This is a genomic window from Paenibacillus sp. FSL R5-0378 (genome assembly GCF_038009285.1).
Taxonomy (GTDB): domain Bacteria; phylum Bacillota; class Bacilli; order Paenibacillales; family Paenibacillaceae; genus Paenibacillus_AQ; species Paenibacillus_AQ favisporus.
This window is the reverse complement of the sequence record NZ_JBBPAY010000001.1, coordinates 2,422,570-2,440,582: the sequence shown is the minus strand read 5'-3', so window position 1 is coordinate 2,440,582 and position 18,013 is coordinate 2,422,570. Positions and strand designations below refer to the sequence as shown.

The window sequence follows — 18,013 nt, the reverse complement described above, 5'->3', positions numbered from 1 at the left end:
GCAGTCAACCAAACCTGACATGGGTTGGAAAGTTCGTGAATGGATTCAATTCAAATCATTTATGACATTAAATTATCATCAAAAATCGACAAAACCCGAACGATGGTCTTGCAAAAAACTCTTTTTTTATGTAATATAGACCTATCTGAACTCCTCATCACCAAAATAATCAACCGTTTGTAGGTGACCAATGGTTCATTTAGATTCCAACGAATTCAAGCAGAAGCTGAGTCAGGTATATAATGAAGTTTCCAAGGAGCTGTTCGGCTTTGGTACTTCTTTATTGAAGACAAGCATTCAGTCCGATGCGATTACCTTGTATGCCAGACACCGTCGGTCTCCCCGCTCCACTGTGCTCGAGGGCGAGGTTCCGGCTTTGAAATACGAGGTCGATTTTTACATGTCGATGATTTACAAGAAGAAGCTGAAATCTCGGCTGGAAGAGGAACTGGGACTAAACATCGAGGTTCTCCTTCGGGATTATGATCCCGCCACGCAGTGGGCAGTCACGAACATCATAATGTCACAACCTGAATGATACGGCCCTTTTCTTTTGATTTATCTTAAGGACTGGCCGAACCGTAACAAGAACGGATGCCGCTATTCTTTGTTTACATTGAAAAGCGCTCTAGTTAGAGATTTTCTTCTATCTAGAGTGCTTTTCTTTTTTAGTTTATAGATTTAGTTATAGAATTTGTTTGATTTTTCTTGTGACATGCCAAAATGTCTATTCAAAAGGGGGATATAACAACCGTCCAGTAGGGAAAAACAATCATATACAGCAGAGAAAAAAATTTCCCGGCGGCGGAAGCCCGGCATACGGCCTGCAGCAGAAAAACAAATAAAAAATAAACCATTACAGGAGTGAATCGATTGTGAAGAAACCATGGATTAAGGGACTCATGACTTGTACGCTGGCAGCGCTGGTACTTGCGGGATGCGGAAACGGAGGCAGCGAAGACAGCAGCTCCGGCGGATCGTCCGGCGGTCAGAAGAAGCTGGTCGTGTCGACCTGGGGATTTGCCGAGGATTTCTACAATAAAGAAGTGTATGCCCCATTCGAAAAAGAGCACAATGTGAAAATCGTCCTGGAGACCGGAAACAACGCCGACCGCCTGAGCAAAATTTTGCAGGGCAGCTCCGACGTCGATGTCGTCTATCTGTCGGATTACTACGCACAGCAGGGCATTGAAGCGGGAGCCTTCGAAAAGATCGACCGCAGCCGGCTGAGCAACCTTGACTCGCTCTATGATATCGCCAAAGCACCAAACGGCGAAGAGTATGGTCCGGCCTACACGATTGGCCAATTGGGCATCGCTTATGACCAGAAGGCAGCCGGAACGACGATATCCTCTTGGGCTGACTTGTGGAAGCCGGAGCTGAAAGGCAAAGTGACGATGCCGAGCATTACGTCCACCAGCGGTCCGATGATGGTCGACGCCGCCTCCAAGGTAGCTGGAAGCACGGAATTCAATGAAGACAAGGCATTTGGCAAACTGGCCGAGCTCAATCCGAGCGTCGTGAAATACTACAGCCAGACGTCCGAGTTCATCAACATGTTCACGCAAGGCGAAGCCGCTGCAGGACCGATCATGCAAATGTACCTCGGCGACCTGAAGAAGGCCGACCCGAACGTCGAATTCGTAACGCCGTCGGAAGGCGCGTACGCCATCGTCAATACGCTGAACGTCGTCAAAGGAAGCAAAAACAAAGAACTTGCCGAAGACTTCATCAACTGGCAGCTTAGCCAGGAAGTTCAGGAAAAAGCGGCTAAAGCCAAGGTCGACTCTCCTGCCAACCGCAATGTCAGCCTCAGCGCAGAGGAAGCCGCTGCCGTAACGTACGGCTCCAGCGTCGTTGAGAAGCTGCAAAAGCTGGACATGGCGTTCGTCAACAAAAACCTGAAGAGCTGGACGGACCGTTTCAACCGTGAAGTGACGAAGTAACGCCAAGCCTTTTTTAGTAAATATAAGCAGCCTTACGGGGTTATGATTCAGCAGGGGCTGCCCGCCCCTGCTTTTTATTCACCGCTGCCTGGATACAAGGCGGCACATGCTTCATTTTGAAAGGGGAATCCATGTGAAGAAAGCCATCCTGGATGTCGATACCGGCATTGACGATGCACTCGGAATTATGCTGGCTGTCCGCAGCGGCGAGCTGGACGTGCTCGGGATCTCGACAGTCAACGGCAACGTGTCACTGACGACTGCAACCCTGAACACTTGCAAAATATTGGACTTCATCAAGGCGCCGGCGTCCATCTCGGTCTATCCCGGGGCATCCCGGCCGCTCCTGCGGGACCGTCTCTTTGAGCACCGCGTGCACGGCGAGGACGGATTGGGCGGCGCCCTCTTGGACATGCAGCCTGCCGACCGGACCGACCCGGATATGTTCGGGCCCGATTTCATTGTAGAGCAGGCCAAGCGCTATCCCGGCGAAATCACGCTGATCGCTACCGGGCCGCTGACGAATGTGGCTCTGGCCCTCGCCAAGCATCCGGGCCTGGTCCACGATATCAAGGAGCTGGTCGTCATGGGCGGTGCGGTCCGTACGCACGGCAACATTACGCCGACAGCGGAATACAACATCCATGTCGATCCGGAAGCGGCACGCCTGGTCTTTCAGGCCGGATTCCCGTCCCTGACGCTGGTCGGACTCGACGTGACGCGCAAAGCGCTGCTGACCAGCGCGCACATTGATGCGCTCGGCTCCTCGGAGATCGCGGGTTACGTGCGCCAGAGCACATCGGATTACATGGAGCGCTACTATGAGCGCAACGGGGTCCGGGCCTGCGCCATGCACGACCCTTTGGCGGTCGGCGCCGCCATTTGGCCCGAGCTGGTTCGGACGGAGCGTCTACACGTCGATGTGGAGACCCGGAGCGAGCTGTGCGACGGGCAGACGGTGTGCGATTTCCAAAACCGTTTGCAGCGCCAGCCGAACCTGGACGTATGCCTTGATGCCGATTCAGACGCATTTTTGAACCGCTTTATCGCCGTGCTGCGCGGTGGATCCTACCAATAACAGGAGATTACATTCATGAAAAAGCGATACTTGTACCTGCTGCTCGCACCCGGGCTGCTGTTTCTGACCTTGTTCATGATCGTTCCGCTGATCCTCACGGTCGGCTCGACGCTGTTCAAGGACGGGAGCTTCACGTTCGGCATCTACTTACAATTTTTCAAGGACTCGTATTTCCTTGATATTTTGGGAACGACGCTGCTCGTCAGCGTCGCGACCACCCTGCTGTGCATCCTGATCGGATTCCCGGTCGCCTACTATTTGTCCATGATGCCTCCGCGCAAAAAGGGCATTTTGCTGGCGCTGGCGATTTTCCCGCTGCTCACGAGCTCGGTCGTCCGCTCCTTCAGCTGGATGATCATTCTCGGCAAAAACGGTCTGGTCAACAATGTGCTGATCAAGCTGGGGATCATTCACGATCCGCTCAGCATTCTCTATACACCGACGGCGATGATTATCGGTCTGGTCCATCTGTTCCTTCCCTTGATTCTGATTACGCTGGTCGGGGTGCTCGAGTCCATCGACCACGATCTGGTCCGGGCGGCGCAGAGCCTGGGTGCGTCCAAGCTGACGGCTTTCCGTAAAATCGTCATCCCGCTCAGTATACCGGGATTGATCGTCGGCAGCATTCTCGTGTTCGTGGGCAGCCTGACCGCTTACACCACGCCTGCCCTGCTGGGCGGGAAAAAGCGCGTCGTCGCGACCTTCCTGTACCAGAACGCCATTACGCTGAATGACTGGCAGGCGGCTTCGGCCATTGCCACCATCATGATGATCATTACGTTCATCGTCATCGGGCTGATGAATAAAGCAGCGGCCAAATTCAATCCGAAGGGGTAGAACTATGAAGACCAAAAATCCGGGGCTCGCCCTCTTTTCCTTTATCGTTTACTTGTTCCTGCTCGGGCCGCTCCTGATCATCGCGGTGACGTCCTTCGAGCCGGGAACGGTGCTTAAATTTCCGCCGACCGGTTTTTCGCTGAAATGGTACCAGAATATTTTTGACGTGGAGATGTTCATGTCGACCTTCAAAACGTCGATCTTCGTCTCACTGCTCGGCAACGTGATTGCGATTTTGCTTGGGGTTCCGGCCGCTTACGCCTTGAACCGGGTGACGTTCCGGGGCAAAGACACGCTGAATGCGGTGTTCCTGTCCCCCCTGCTCATTCCGGGGATCGTGCTGGGCTTTACGCTGCTCAAGTACGTCGTCATCACGTTCCATTTCCCGATTTATACGTCGCTTCTGATCGGCCATACGATCATTATGCTGCCGTTTATTATCCGGGTCATCGGCTCCAGTCTCGCCAACTTCGATTTCGCGGTCGAGGAAGCGGCGCTCAGCCTTGGATCCAGCCGGCTTGCGACCTTTTTCAAAGTCGTCCTGCCGAACATTAAATCCGGCATCATCGCTTCGGTACTGCTCGCGTTCCTCGAATCGTTCAACAACGTGGATATTTCGCTGTTTATGACCGGTCCGGGCGTCAGCACGCTGCCGATCCAAATGCTGACCTACGTCGAAAACTATTTTGACCCGACCATCGCAGCCATCTCGGTCCTGCTCATGCTGATCACGGCCGTGTTCATGTTCGTCATCGAAAGGCTGCTCGGACTAACCTATTTCACCAAACAATAACGAAAGGCGTGAGACGATGGCACTACTACAACTTGAAAACGTATCGGTCGCCTATGACCAGCAGTATATTCTGAAAGACTTCAACCTTTCCATTGAGAAAGGCCACCTGATCTCCCTGCTGGGTCCCAGCGGCTGCGGCAAAACGACCACCCTTCGGCTCATCGCCGGCTTCCTCGAAGCGACGGACGGAGCCTTCAAATTCAGCGGCAAGGACTATACGCGCGTGCCGATCAACAAGCGGAATTTCGGCTTCGTTTTCCAGAGCTACGCCTTGTTCCCGCACCTGTCCGTGTTTGACAACGTCGCCTTCGGACTGCGCCAGCGCAAAGTCAAGGAAGACGAGATCAAGAAGCGGGTCATGAACATGCTGGAGATCGTCAACCTCGGCGGATTTGAAAAAAGATTCCCGCAGGCGCTCTCCGGCGGCCAGAAGCAGCGCGTCGCCATCGCACGGGCCCTCGTCATTGAGCCGGATCTGCTCCTGTTCGATGAGCCGCTCTCCAATCTGGACGCCAACCTCAGGGTAAACATGCGCGTGGAAATCCGCCGCATCCAGCAGGAGCTCGGCATCACGACCGTGTACGTATCCCACGACCAGGAGGAGTGCTTCTCCATTTCGGACCGGGTCGCTGTCATGAACAAAGGGATCATCGAGCAGTTGGATCAGCCGTCGGTCATTTTCCAGTATCCGAAATCCGAATTCGTCGCCCGCTTCATCGGCTTCAACAACTTCATCCATTTTGACGAGCGGGACAGTGAAGGCTCCTTCTTCACCCTGCGCAAGGGAGACTACCACTTTCATGCCGCCAAGGCCGATGGCATGCCTGTCACCATGAAGGGCGCCATCCGCCCCGACGACCTCATTGCCGGTACGCTGCAGGAGATCAATTCCGGCGACAACGTACTGACCGGCAAGGTCAAAGTCAGCACGTATCTTGGACGCAGCTACCAATACGTCGTCGATACGCCGCTGGGCGAATTTACGGTCAACCAGGAAATGCAGCAGCCCTATGCGAACGGGCAGGAAATCCGTCTGTTGTTTCCATCGGATAAGCTCGTTCTTGTCGAATAACCATAGGGGGAACAACGTATGCATGCAGATTTGCTATTTCTTCAAGCCAAGGTGTACAACAGTTACTTTAAGCAGTGGTCTACCAACAACGTCGCCGTCAAGGACGGCAAGTTTTTCTATATCGGCCTGAGAGGCGAAGATACGTTCCAGGCCAAGCAGGTCATTAACGCGGAGGGACTCTATATGGTCCCCGGCTTCATCGACATCCATCTGCACATTGAAAGCACGATGGTGACGCCTGAATCCTTCTCGGCGGGTCTCCTGCGAAACGGCGTCACCACGATCGTACCCGAGCCGCATGAGATGGCCAACGTGTTCGGCCTCGACGGCGTTCTTGAGATGATCAAGGCGAGCCGGAACTGTCCGGTGGACATGTTCTACGCCATTCCGAGCTCGGTCCCGTCCACCTCGATGGAAACGACGGGCGGATCGATCGAGATCGAGGACATGGATGCCCTCCTGTCCACAGGGGATGTCATCTGCCTCGGCGAGATCATGAACTACGTCGACATCATTACCGACCCGGACTGCAAAACGAACCGCATCCTGGAGCATATTCGCTCGCATTATCCTGAGCTCGTCATTGAAGGCCACGTGCCGAAGCTGCTGGATCTGGACCTGCAGCGCGTCATTTATGCCGGCGTCAACTCGGACCATACGCATCAGACGCTGCAGGGTCTGGAGGAGCGGATTGCGGCCGGCATGTTCATTGAAATCCAGGAGAAGTCGATGACGCCGGAAGTGATGGACTACCTGATCCGCCACGATGTATCCGAGCATTTCTGCTTCGTGACCGATGACGTCATGGCGGACTCGTTCCGTGCCCGCGGCCATCTGAACCAGATCGTCCGCAAGGCCATCGGCATGGGGATGTCTCCGGAGCGGGCGATTTACGCCGCGACCTTCTCCCCATCCCGCCGCATGCGGATGTACGATCGGGGCTCCATCGCACCGGGCAAAGTCGCCGACTTCCAGCTGATCTCGGATTTGTCCGAGCTGAAGCTGGAATCAGTGTACAAAAACGGCGCGGAGGTGTACTCCGCCGCCAAGGCCTTTGAGCCGCAGTCGAGCGGCTACCGGTTCCCGGAGCACTTCTACCACAGCGTCCAGCTGGACGAGCTGAGCGCCGCCGATTTTGAAGCGGCGGCCGGCGTGGAGGACGGCATCTACCGGTGCCGGGTGATGACGATCCAGGACGGCTCGACCTTCACCAAGGAGAGCCAGGTGGACGTGCCGGCCGCGAATGGCCGGTTGCTGTGGGAGGACAGCGGCTGCGGCATGATCGCCACATTTGAACGGTACGGCAAAGGACGCCAAAAAGCGTTCGGCTTTATCGCAGGCGATACGATCCAGCGCGGCGCCGTGGCGACGACCTACTCCCACGACAACCACAACCTGCTCGTGATCGGTCACAACGTCGAGGACATGGTCCTCGCCGCCAACACCGTCATCCGCCAGCAGGGCGGCTTCTGCGTCACCCTGGACGGCGAGATCAAAGCCAACATGCACCTGCCGGTCGGCGGCATCCTGACTGAGGATCCGCTCGATCTGGCCGCCGAGTCCGTCCAACAGGTTCGCGAGGCGATGGAAGAGCTCGGGTATAAGCACTACAACCCGATCATGTCGATCGCGACGCATTCGCTGCCGGTAAGCCCGTACCTCAAAATCACCGATCACGGGCTGATCGACGTCAACGCCGGCAAAGTCGTACCGCTTATTATTGAGCAGGTGTAAGTTACTGGCCAGGGTATAACATTTACCGGTTAGGTTTGGCATTGCCGAAAGGTTTGACCTTTTATAAATGGCCTTGCCGTATATATCACAAAGGGCTGTCCCCGCTATTTTGGCGTGGGGACAGCCCTTTTTTTATATGACATAATCGATCAAGCACAAGTATACCTATCTTCGCCCTAAAGCCGTTTTATGGGCCAAAATCACATCACTTATTCCAGATTATTTCTATAGGCATATAACGACCTTATGCTATACAATATCCTACGGACTTTAGGCGAGATACCGTACAAACATTAGTCTCCGCCCGTTTATATATACTGCTACATAGAAGGGAATTGCACATGAAGTGGTGGAAGCTCATACTCGTTGTCCTTATATGGATTGTATCGTTTATGGCGATTAGATCTGGCCTTGCCATTAAACGTGAAAAATCTAAAGGCAGTGTTACGGATGTGATGAATGTATGGCCCCTTGCCGATACGATATCAGGAAATATCGCAGCAATAATCTGCAGCTTTATTGCAGGGTTGATCTATAAGCATTTTCCATGGTGGCTGAGAAAAACAGTTCTCTATTTGATATCAGCTATACTGTTTTGCCTGGGGCTGTATATTCTTATCGATGCATGATCAACAAAACAGCCCGAAACCAATACTCCTCCGTTATCCCCGGCTTTCTCTCGATACCTCTGTGCCCGCTCGCGGCCGCTCCGCTTCCGGCGCTTTCCTTCCGGTCAGCAGCAGCATGACAAAAGACATCGCGACGATCGCCAGCGTCCACGCCCAGGCCATCGGCATGTTGCCGGCGTCGACCGCCACGTAAATGGCCGTCGGGACCGTCTGCGTCTTGCCGGGAATGTTCCCGGCAACCATGAGCGTAGCGCCGAACTCGCCGAGCGCCCTGGCAAACCCGAGCACGAGCGCGGTCAGCAGCGAGGAATAAGTGAGCGGCAGCGTAATGGAACGGAACACCCTCCACTCGCCTGCCCCGTCGGAGCGGGCCGCCTTTTCCAGATCCGGATCAACGGCGGCAAAGCCGTTCTTCATCGTCTGATACACGAGCGGGAATGCCACGACGACGGTCGCCACAACAGCGGCCCACCAGGAAAAAATAATCGGCGCATCCCACAGCCATTCGATCAGCTGCCCCACCCAACTGCGGCGGCCAAGCAGCATCAGCAGCAGAAACCCCACCACGGTCGGCGGCAGGACCAGAGGCAGCATAAACAGCGTCTCCAAGACGATTTTTCCCGGGAAATGATGCCTTGCCATCCACCAGGCAGCTCCCGTACCCAGGATGATCACGATCAGACTCGAGAGCAGGGCAACCTGTAAGGACAGTCTGACCGGATCCCAAAACGCCTGCCAGTCCATCATCTGTTAACCCTGCTGCGGCACGGAAAATCCGTACTTTTTAAAAATGTCCAGGGCCGAATCCGTCTGGAGGTACTCATAAAAATCCACCGCCTCCTGGCTGTGCTTCGTCGCCTTAACGATTCCGACCGGGTAAACGACCGGCGTATAGGCAGACGGGTCGACAGTAAACGCCACTTTGACCTGATCCGAAGTCAATGCATCCGTTTTATACACAAAACCCGCATCCGCATTGCCAGTTTCCACGTACTGCAGCACCTGCCGCACATCCTTGGCCTGCACCAGCTTCGGCTGGAGTGTGTCCCACAGCTTGGCGTTCGTCAGTGCTTCCTTGGCGTAGTTCCCTGCCGGAACGCTTTCCGGAATGCCGATGGCGATTTTTTTCAAGCCGGTTCCTTTCAGGTCCTCCATGCCCGAGACTTGGGCCGGTTCTTTGGCGTTCACCACGGCCACAAGCTCATTGGCGAGAAGGTCTTTCTCATGCGAAGAATCGATGAGCTGCTTGTCCTCCAGCGCCTTCATGTTCTTCACTGCAGCCGAGAGGAACAGATCCGCCGGTGCGCCCTGCTCGATCTGCTGCTGCAGCGCCCCCGAAGCGCCAAAGTTAAAGTTCAGTTTGACGTTCGCATGCTCCGCCTCGTACGCTTGTTGAATCTCCTGCAGCGCATCCGTCATGCTGGCCGCAGCGGAGATGGTCAGTTCTACCTGCTGTGCAGCCTCTCTATTAGAAGTTTCCGCAGCGGCTCCTGAGTCGGCCGATTTCGGGTCTGCAGCCGAACCGGAATTCGATCCGCAGCCTGCCAGCATCAGAACGAAGGCGGCGAGGATCAGCCAAACACCTGGTTTCATACCCCTTTTGATCATCCGTAATCTCCAATCCTTAATCGTTATATTTAGTTATAATTAGTTATAATTGATTATATCCAGTGGGCCGCGAGGTTGTAAATACGGTTTGCACAATTTTCACATCCGGGTGTGATACAATAGAAGACACTATGTTCACAGGGTTCAGACCTAAGCCATTACAAGAAAAAATAACATATAACGAAACGTTCAGCGAAACATACAACGTACAAGGAGGAAGCTCATGTCCAGCGACATTTCGTATACGACCGAGGAGATTGCCAAGCTCCTGAAAATATCCAAGCTCACCGTCTACGACCTGATCAAAAAAGGCGAGCTGCCTTCGTATCGGGTGGGCAAGCAAATGCGCGTCGATGCCGCAGATTTGGAAGCCTACAAGCAAAGGGCTAAAGGACTGCAGGCGGCCGAACAACGCCCGGCTCCGGCGGAGCCGGTTTCCTTTCAACCTGCCGCTGTCGGAGCCGGCGGAACCCGTTCGGTAGTCATTACCGGGCAGGATATCAGCCTTGACATTCTCGTTAAGCATATGGAAAAGCATACGCCCGGCATCCGTCCGCTCCGCGCATATGTCGGGAGTCTGGACAGTCTGATTGCGATGTACCGCGGAGAGTCCGACATCGTGAGCACCCATCTGCTCGACGGCGATACGGGCGAATACAATTTGCCGTACATTAAGCGGATTTTGGTCGGCTTTCCGTATTTGGTCGTCAACCTGCTATCCCGGAAGGCGGGACTCTATGTCCAAAAAGGGAATCCCCTTGGGTTAAAAGACTGGGCCGATCTGTCCCGCACGGGGCTTAGGCTCGTCAACCGCGAAAAAGGGTCGGGTGCCCGCGTTCTGCTCGATGAACAGCTGCGGCTGCACGGGATCCAGCGGGATCAGCTGCAGGGCTACGGGGAGGAGCAAACCAACCATATTGCGGTCGCCGGCACCGTCGCCGCCGGGGAGGCCGATGTCGGGGTTGGCATCGAAAAAGCGGCAGCGATCGTAGGCGGCGTGGATTTTATCCCGCTGATCGAGGAACGCTACGACCTGGTCGTGCTCAAATCGGCGGAAAATATGCCTTGGATCGAGTCGCTGATGGTCATTTTGCGTTCGGAGGAGTTCCGCCGCGAGCTGCAAAGTATCGCAGGGTATGATCTGTCCCGTACCGGGGAGATCCTGCTTGAGACATAGATGTGACATATATTGCGGAAACGGCCCCGTATCATCCTCATATTCCCTCAACTTGAGAGAGCACCCGCTGCCGTTCATTAGACGGTAGATGTCCAAATCATGATAAAAAAAAGAAAAAGGCAGCCGGAATCATTCCGTCTGCCTTTCTTACTATTTCGAACCTACGATCTTACGATCACGATCCTGCGCATCCTGCGCATCCAGCGATCATTTACGATCCTACGAGCTTACGTTCCTACAAGCCTACGAGCCGATCTTACCGGTTGGTTCCCGAGTTCCCTTCTCCGTTCGCTTCTCCGGCTGCGGATACGTCCGCGATCGCCCGGCGGGCGAGCATCGATGTGACCGTATCGTCCATCGGCGGGTTGTGCAGACCCGCCCGCACGTCGCGGTACATCCGCTCCAGCGGAAGCTGGCGCGACAGGCTGGCCCCGCCCACAATGCGCATCGCCAGATCGACGATGCGCAGGGCCGCATGGGTCGCCGTCGTCTTCACGAGCCCGAGATCGGGCCTCATGCCCGGCCGCAGCTCCGGGTGGCGGTCCCAGCGGTCCGCCACACTGTACATGAGCGTGCGGGCGGTGATCAGCTCGGACTCCATCTCCCCGATCTTCTGCTGAATATGCGGCAGGTCGGCAATGGGCCCCGGCAGGCTGTTTGGCCGGTAATTGGCGGCGTAACGCACCGCAAAATCCCGGGCAGCCCAGGCGATGCCGATATAACATGCCGGGATATGCAGCAGCGCCCCTCCGTGGTCGGACATCTTACCTGCCGGCTGTCCTCCCAAAGGATCCTCACTATCGATCCTTTCCCCGTCCGGCACGAACACTTCTTCCATCACCAGGTCGTGGCTGCCGGTCGCCCGCATGCCCATCGTATTCCACGTTTCGTCAATGCTGACACCCGGACCCTTCCGCACCAAAAACGTTCCGGTCTTGTCTTCTTCCTCCACAAATGCAGTGACCGTAAACTGATCCAGAACAGGGATGAGCGAGCTGAACGTTTTGCGGCCGGTCAGCAGCCAGCCCCCTTCCGTACGCTCAGCTTTCGATCCCGGACGGCCGCCCCGGCTCGGACTGCCGGTCGACGGTTCGCTGGCAAACTGGTTGATCATCGCCCCGTCACGGACGATTTGCCTGCAGAAGTCGGCATACAGCTCGCGCGGCCACGACTGGCCGATGCGCATCTGCAGCACCTGGCTCACATGCCAGCCGACCGCCAGCGTCGTCGAGCCGTCCCCTTTTCCCAACCGTTCCTGGGCAAGGATCATTTCGTACAGCGACGCTTCCTCACCGCCAAACTCCGCCGGCACCGTCAGCTTTAAATAACCCGATTCCTTCAGGTCAGCAAAATTTTCAAACGGGAACGATCCTTCCCTATCATGTTCCGCAGCCCTCTCCGCAAATACCGCCGCAAGCCGCTCGGACCTGGACGCGATCTCGGCTTCCCGATTATTTCGTATAAACGGATCTGTTTGCATGGAATTCATCCTGCACTCTCCCCTCGCCTGTATCTTTTCTCCTAACGAAATCAGTAAGCATCAAAATTGACGCCTGTATACTGACTTCCCGAGAAAACGAAGCCGCAAACGCGGTCAGTCTTCTGTCAGGTTATTTCGAAAGATGTTTTCTTCATTGTATAATGCGGGGGCTGTGTTGTCCAAAGCAGAACCTGTTTCTTTTTATAAAGGCTGAACGAATAAGCTTTTTGCGATCATTTTGCTCAACACCGCACGGGATGCAGCCGGCACAATATACATACGCGCTTTACAAAGCCGGATTAAGATGATATTTTATAAACACGACGTTAACGTCATGTTTGGAGGGCAAGATATGAAGGATCGCATGCGCATAGGGGATTTATCGGAACGAGCGGGGGTTACTCAGCGTACGGTTCGATATTACGAAAAAATGGGGCTGATCCCTCCAGGCGAGCGTGAAGGCAATGGGCAGCATTACTATACAGATGAGACCGTTGCCCGGCTGCGCAAAATCGACCAATTAAAGAAGCTTGGGCTCAGCTTGGAGGAAATACGGGACGTGATCGATCTCTATTTCATGGATCCCAGTGGTGTACAACCTAAACAGAAAGTGCTCGGCATCTTGAAGCAGCATCTCGCAGAGACGGATCAGAAGATCGAGGGGTTACAACAATTCCGGACCGATTTGCTGACCCATATCGACCGCTTTGAGCAATGGCTCAAGGACGCAGAGCAGCATTAATTTTTTTTGCCACAAACATGACGTTAACGTAATGTTTATAACAATCACATTTCCAGGAGGATAAACATGATGAACGAGACAATCGGATTTATCGGACTTGGCAGCCTAGGTCTGCCGCTGGCTAAGAATCTCCTCGATGCAGGGTATCCTTTGGTAGTGCATAACAGGACGGCCAGCAAAGCCGAACCTTTGATTGCCCAAGGCGCCCGGCTGGCATCCAGACCCGATGAGGCCGTAACCGCTGGCGGAATCGTCGTCACCATTTTGTGGGATGATGCGTCTGTGGAGAGCATCGTCATGAGCGATAGCTTTTTAGAGAAGCTTGGCAAAGGGGGGATTCATATCTCAATGAGCACGATATCGCCGGATACTTCCAAAAAGCTGGCCGCTGTTCACGCAGAGCATGGCAGCACCCTGGTCGAAGCCCCCATCTTTGGAGTTCCGGAGGCTGCAGCAGCACGTCAGCTCTCCATCCCCATGGCTGGGCCGCAGCAGGCGAAAGACCGAGTCCGCCCGGTTTTGGAGGCTATGGGAGGGCTGAATATTTTCGATTTTGGTGAAAAAGCCGGGGCAGCGAATCAGGTGAAACTGGTTGGAAACTTCATGATTACTTCCGCCGTGTACACCATTCGGGAAGCTCTCTCGATGGTCGAAAAGAGCGGTGGCGATCCCAAGCCCGTGATGGATATGCTGACCCAAACGCTGTTTAACGCCCCGATTTATAAGCGTTACGGCCAGATGGCTGCCGAGAACATGGATCATCTCTTTACTCAAAGCCATATTCCGTTAAAGGACGTGGGCATTTTTAAACAAGCATCCCAGCAGGCCGGGGCCCCCGCACCTTTGTCGAACCTGTTGTATGACCTGTTAAGCAGCGAGCATAAACAAGCCTAATATCGATAATATCTTATCCAATATACGTTCATAACCATCTCACATGAAATAAAACAGCAGCCCCCGCAGAAGCGCGAACGCCTCCCGGGGGCTGCTTTTCATCCGAATCATACCTGCATTTGAGCCCCGCTCTGGTAGCTCAGCAGTTTGCTGAAGGAACCTTTGCTCTCCTGAGAGAGTTGCAAATAACCGCCCTGCTGAATCACCTCGCCCTGCTCCATCACGATCACATGGTCAGCGTTCCGGATGGTGGACAGCCGGTGGGCGATCACGATCATCGTCATGCTTCCTTTGAGACGTTCCAGCGCCTGCTGGATAAGTAGCTCATTTTCGCTGTCGAGCGCGCTTGTCGCTTCATCCAGGACAAGGATGCTCGGCCGCTTCAAAATCGCGCGGGCCAGCACCAGCCGCTGGCGCTCTCCGCCCGACAAGCGAACGCCCCGGTCCCCGATGACCGTGTCCAGTCCCTGCGGCAGCTTGCGGACGAATTCGGCCGAAGCCGAGAACTCCAGCGCCTGCCATAGATCGTCATCCTGCGCATTGGGGTCCACCAGCTGCAAATTGTAGCGGATGCTCTCGTTGAACAGGAACGGATCCTGCGCCACGTATCCGATCGAGCCGCGCAGCGCCAGCAGCTGGCGTTCGCGCTGGAGCGAAACGCCGTCCGCCCGCACTTCTCCCTCTTCGGGATGGATCAGCCCCATCAGCAGGTCGACTAGTGTACTTTTCCCGGCGCCGGACTTGCCGACGATAGCGGTCATGCGGTTAGCCGGAATATGGACATTGATATCGCGCAGCGCGTATTGCGGCTCCTTGGGGTTGTACCGGTAGCTGACATCGGTGCAGCTGATTCCGTCTACCAAGGCAAGCTTCGAAGCCCCCGCCGCTTCCGGGCTGATCAGCTCCTGCTCCGCTTCGTATTCCTGCTGCAGCTTCCGCATGTCATGAAACGCCGGCAGATTTGAGCTGAGCTGCTCCATATTCGACTGAATGCCGATAAACCTCGGCCACAGCCGGGTAAAAATGAGCACGACCGTAATCAGCTGCTCCGACGGAGTATGCAGCACGGCAATCGCCACGTACATAAATGCCGCGATCAGCACGACGGAGGACAGGCGGTAAATGACCTGCGACATGGAGTTCACCCGGCCGAACTCGAGGAAGTTATGCTCCATTTGGTCGGTCAGTTTACGGAACCAATGGATGTGGGACGCTTCCAGCCGGTTGCTTTTGATATCCTTAATGCCGCCGAAATGGTCGCTGATTCCCGCAAAATAATGCTTGGACAGCTCGGTGGTCTCCTCCCCGATCCGCTTGGACCTGCGCACAAACCTCCGTGCGAACAGAGCAAGCAGCCCCCCGCTGACCAGCACCATCACTGTCAATGCCGGCGACAGCCACAGGGCCAGGGCAATTTGAAGCACAGTAAAGATCAGCGACGTCACCATCTGTAAAAATAACGTCGTTCCGTAATTGACCCGTCCCAGCTCGTTGGACATCACGTGGTTAAAATCCGACCGGCGTTTACGCAGGTAAAACTCCCACTTGGCCCTCAGCAGCCCTTCATACGTCTCGGTCCGCAGCGTCCGGATAAAGGATTGTATAATCCTTGCATTCAGGAGGGTCTGGCTTCGCTGCAGCAGCGCTTGTCCACCCAGGATGAGGACATAGACCGCCAGGACCAGCGGCAGGCTGAGCTGCAGGGACCAGGAATGGATCAGCCCGGTAAGCGGGGCCAAAAACGGCAGGCTCCCCGAATCCATTTGCAGCAGGCCGATCATGCCCAGCAGCGGAACGATCAAATACATGCCGATGCCGTCCAACAGGCTGATGAGAAGGGTCATGGACATGTTCAAGTACAGTTTGCCTCCGGCGACCCGCTGGATTATGCGAATATAGTAGAATAAATCCTTCATTGTACGTAGCTCCTTATCCGGATTGCCGCGTCATGAGCCCGGCCTCTCGGTCGGCTGCCGCTCCGTTGCCGAAAATGCCCACAACCGTATACTTCTCGTGCCCTTCCCTTCCCGTCACGATGTACGACCCGCAGCGCAGCCAGGCGTGAGCCGCCAGCCGCCCCTGCTCGTCCCTGCCGCTTCCCAAATACAGCGTGCTCGACAGGCCGCGGCGCTCCAGCATTTTCATGGCGGCGATCGCCTTGACCAGGCATTGGCTCTCCCACCACGTGTACCGGCTCATCCCGTGAACGGCTTTGGAGACTTGGCGGATGGTCAGCAGTTCCTGTCGTCCAAGCTCCACCTCAGGAGTCTCCTTCATATAGCTCCCCAGAGAAGGGGCGACTTTGGCGAACGGGAGTGCCTTCAGCACCCTTCCCCATGCCAGGAGCGCGTAGGCTTCGGCATACATCATCTTCTGGGCCCATGGAAAGCGGACAAACGCACTCAGCTGCCTAATCCAGCTCATGCCCGCTTCTCACCTGGATCAGACCCTCCGCCGCAAGCTTGTTCAGAAACGGATGCACCTGCTGCTCGCACGCTTCCGGCCCGATATCATACTCTTCGACCAATTGGCCCACCAGATCCGTCAGGCTGGTCGGCGCAGCAATCAGCTCCCAGATCCGCCCGCCGATCTGCCCCAGGTTGTAGTATTTGCCGGTCTCGATACTCAGCATGACTTTCTCCCCATCCATGTCGCTGACGAGATAGCCGGGGGATTGGGAGATGATGTTGGCTGCAATAAGCTCTTTGTTCATCGAAAGACCCTCCTTAACTTGATTTGCGTTACATTTTGTATCCATAATATCAAATTATCGTGTCAAATTGTATACATTCTTGTACTAAAATGAATTTCGAGGAGTGTTGAAGTCTCTAAGGGGAAAAGAATGATACGCTAGGTCTATCTTCGTTCAACCATTGTTCAAAGGATCTTGGCTTGATTCATAGAAGGAGTCCACCAGTCTATATGTTCTAAGTACCAGTTGATTGTTTGCTGCAATCCCTCCAAAAAAATAAACTGAGGTTTCCACCCCAGTTCATTCATGATTTTAGCTGGATTGTTGGCATATCGATAATCTTGCCCAGGTCGATCTGCAACAAATTCGATGAGGTGTTCAGGCTTACCTAGAATCTCCAATATCAAACACACAACTTCAATTGTTCTTTTTTCTTGCCTCGAACCGATGTTATAGACCTCTCCACGATGGCCATAGTGTAGAACCATGTCAATAGCCGCATTGTTATCTTTAACGAAGACCCAGTCTCGAATACTCCGGCCTTCCCCATGTATTGGAATGCTCCTGTTATGATATGCATTCATTATCACCATGGGTATAAGTTTCTCCGGATGCTGTGATGGACCATAGGTGTTTCCGAACCTTACAATATTAAAAGGAAGACCATATGTATTGCTGTAAGCACGAATTAACATATCTGCACTCGCCTTACTAGCGGAGTATGGATTATTGGGAGCAATCTCTGACTTTTCAGTAAAATACCCAGTATCATCTAGTGAACCATATACTTCATCGGTTGAGATTTGCAAAAACAATTTAATATCGTTTCTGACAGCAGCGTCTAATAAAGATTGTGTACCATTGATATTCGTTGAAACAAAAGTTAATGGATCTATAATGCTGCGATCAACATGAGATTCTGCTGCGAAATTAATAATGAAATCGATATTGTAGTCTTCAACAATAGAATGAACCAAAATTCGATCGCAAATATCCCCCTGAATAAAAGTATAGTTTTTATAATTCAGGAAATTTTGAAGATTCTTTAAATTAGCTGAATATGTCAGCTTATCCAAGTTCACAAACATATAGGAAGGATATTTGGAAAGCATAAGCTGAAGAAAATTACTCCCTACGAAGCCGGCCCCTCCGGTAATTAATATAGTGGGACTTCCCTTTTTCAAACATTATTCACCTCAATTCATAGTATTCCCTAAATCATGAAAAAGTTAAAAAATACACAAGTACCCTGGTCCAAAAAGATCAAGAAAAACATAATATAACAATGGACATGAACATATTTGAGGAATAATGAGAATCCTTATTTAAGG

General features: G+C 53.8%; 18 protein-coding genes. 11 read left to right on the top strand and 7 right to left on the bottom strand.

All coding sequences use genetic code 11. The annotated features are described in order from the left end of the window. Nucleotides 1-190: 190 nt before the first annotated feature. The 8 genes from MKY74_RS11515 (at nucleotide 191) to MKY74_RS11480 (ending at nucleotide 8,089) form a co-directional block, all read left to right on the top strand. Nucleotides 191-538, top strand: coding sequence for a Na-translocating system protein MpsC family protein (locus MKY74_RS11515; RefSeq protein WP_076170354.1), 348 nt, complete (start codon nucleotides 191-193; stop codon nucleotides 536-538). A 364-nt stretch (nucleotides 539-902) separates the two neighbouring features. Further along, nucleotides 903-1,946 (top strand): ABC transporter substrate-binding protein, encoded by a 1,044-nt coding sequence (locus MKY74_RS11510; RefSeq protein ID WP_076170772.1) that lies wholly within the window; start codon nucleotides 903-905, stop codon nucleotides 1,944-1,946. 133 nt (nucleotides 1,947-2,079) lie between these two features. Continuing rightward, the gene (locus MKY74_RS11505) at nucleotides 2,080-3,024 is read left to right on the top strand and encodes a nucleoside hydrolase (protein WP_076170775.1); all 945 of its coding nucleotides are present in this window, start codon (nucleotides 2,080-2,082) and stop codon (nucleotides 3,022-3,024) included. A gap of 15 nt (nucleotides 3,025-3,039) precedes the next feature. After that, nucleotides 3,040-3,861, top strand: a complete 822-nt coding sequence (locus MKY74_RS11500) for an ABC transporter permease (protein ID WP_076170355.1) — start codon at nucleotides 3,040-3,042, stop codon at nucleotides 3,859-3,861. Between the two features lie 4 nt (nucleotides 3,862-3,865). Then, nucleotides 3,866-4,654, top strand: a complete 789-nt coding sequence (locus MKY74_RS11495; protein ID WP_076170356.1) for an ABC transporter permease — start codon at nucleotides 3,866-3,868, stop codon at nucleotides 4,652-4,654. Between the two features lie 16 nt (nucleotides 4,655-4,670). Then, complete coding sequence (locus MKY74_RS11490) at nucleotides 4,671-5,726, top strand: ABC transporter ATP-binding protein (protein ID WP_076170357.1); 1,056 nt, start codon at nucleotides 4,671-4,673, stop codon at nucleotides 5,724-5,726. 18 nt (nucleotides 5,727-5,744) lie between these two features. Continuing rightward, entirely contained in the window at nucleotides 5,745-7,460 is a 1,716-nt protein-coding gene (locus MKY74_RS11485; protein WP_076170358.1) for an adenine deaminase C-terminal domain-containing protein, read from the top strand. 341 nt (nucleotides 7,461-7,801) lie between these two features. Next, nucleotides 7,802-8,089, top strand: a complete 288-nt coding sequence (locus tag MKY74_RS11480; RefSeq protein ID WP_076170359.1) for a hypothetical protein — start codon at nucleotides 7,802-7,804, stop codon at nucleotides 8,087-8,089. 33 nt (nucleotides 8,090-8,122) lie between these two features. Here MKY74_RS11480 and modB read toward each other — a convergent pair whose 3' ends face one another. Further along, nucleotides 8,123-8,836, bottom strand: a complete 714-nt coding sequence (modB, locus tag MKY74_RS11475) for a molybdate ABC transporter permease subunit (protein ID WP_076170360.1) — start codon at nucleotides 8,834-8,836, stop codon at nucleotides 8,123-8,125. A 3-nt stretch (nucleotides 8,837-8,839) separates the two neighbouring features. After that, nucleotides 8,840-9,682, bottom strand: coding sequence for a molybdate ABC transporter substrate-binding protein (gene modA / locus MKY74_RS11470; RefSeq protein ID WP_244169264.1), 843 nt, complete (start codon nucleotides 9,680-9,682; stop codon nucleotides 8,840-8,842). A 238-nt stretch (nucleotides 9,683-9,920) separates the two neighbouring features. Between modA and MKY74_RS11465 the strand changes: the two genes are divergently transcribed. Further along, nucleotides 9,921-10,874 carry a helix-turn-helix transcriptional regulator gene (locus MKY74_RS11465; RefSeq protein WP_076170362.1) on the top strand — a complete coding sequence of 318 codons (954 nt, stop codon included), beginning with the start codon at nucleotides 9,921-9,923 and terminating at the stop codon, nucleotides 10,872-10,874. A gap of 256 nt (nucleotides 10,875-11,130) precedes the next feature. On the opposite strand, the gene MKY74_RS11460 is transcribed toward MKY74_RS11465, so the two are convergent. Further along, nucleotides 11,131-12,363, bottom strand: a complete 1,233-nt coding sequence (locus MKY74_RS11460) for an acyl-CoA dehydrogenase family protein (RefSeq protein WP_076170363.1) — start codon at nucleotides 12,361-12,363, stop codon at nucleotides 11,131-11,133. A 343-nt stretch (nucleotides 12,364-12,706) separates the two neighbouring features. On the opposite strand from MKY74_RS11460, the gene MKY74_RS11455 reads away from it, so the two are divergent. Further along, complete coding sequence (locus tag MKY74_RS11455; RefSeq protein ID WP_076170364.1) at nucleotides 12,707-13,096, top strand: MerR family transcriptional regulator; 390 nt, start codon at nucleotides 12,707-12,709, stop codon at nucleotides 13,094-13,096. 66 nt (nucleotides 13,097-13,162) lie between these two features. Then, nucleotides 13,163-13,990, top strand: a complete 828-nt coding sequence (locus MKY74_RS11450) for an NAD(P)-dependent oxidoreductase (protein WP_244169265.1) — start codon at nucleotides 13,163-13,165, stop codon at nucleotides 13,988-13,990. 107 nt (nucleotides 13,991-14,097) lie between these two features. Here the strand turns inward: MKY74_RS11450 and MKY74_RS11445 are convergent, their stop codons facing one another. The 4 genes from MKY74_RS11445 to rfbB all read right to left on the bottom strand — a co-directional run bounded on the left by MKY74_RS11445 (nucleotide 14,098) and on the right by rfbB (nucleotide 17,866). Next, nucleotides 14,098-15,906 (bottom strand): ABC transporter ATP-binding protein, encoded by a 1,809-nt coding sequence (locus tag MKY74_RS11445; protein WP_076170365.1) that lies wholly within the window; start codon nucleotides 15,904-15,906, stop codon nucleotides 14,098-14,100. Between the two features lie 13 nt (nucleotides 15,907-15,919). After that, a complete protein-coding gene (locus tag MKY74_RS11440) occupies nucleotides 15,920-16,414 on the bottom strand; it encodes a lasso peptide biosynthesis B2 protein (protein ID WP_076170366.1) in 495 nt (164 codons plus the stop codon). Then, nucleotides 16,401-16,703 carry a lasso peptide biosynthesis PqqD family chaperone gene (locus MKY74_RS11435; protein ID WP_076170367.1) on the bottom strand — a complete coding sequence of 101 codons (303 nt, stop codon included), beginning with the start codon at nucleotides 16,701-16,703 and terminating at the stop codon, nucleotides 16,401-16,403. The genes MKY74_RS11440 and MKY74_RS11435 overlap by 14 nt, the downstream gene beginning before the upstream one ends. Nucleotides 16,704-16,867: 164 nt before the next feature. Beyond that, nucleotides 16,868-17,866: a dTDP-glucose 4,6-dehydratase gene (rfbB, locus tag MKY74_RS11430; RefSeq protein WP_084203894.1), complete on the bottom strand. Its 999-nt coding sequence runs from the start codon at nucleotides 17,864-17,866 to the stop codon at nucleotides 16,868-16,870. Between the last annotated feature and the right edge of the window lie 147 nt (nucleotides 17,867-18,013).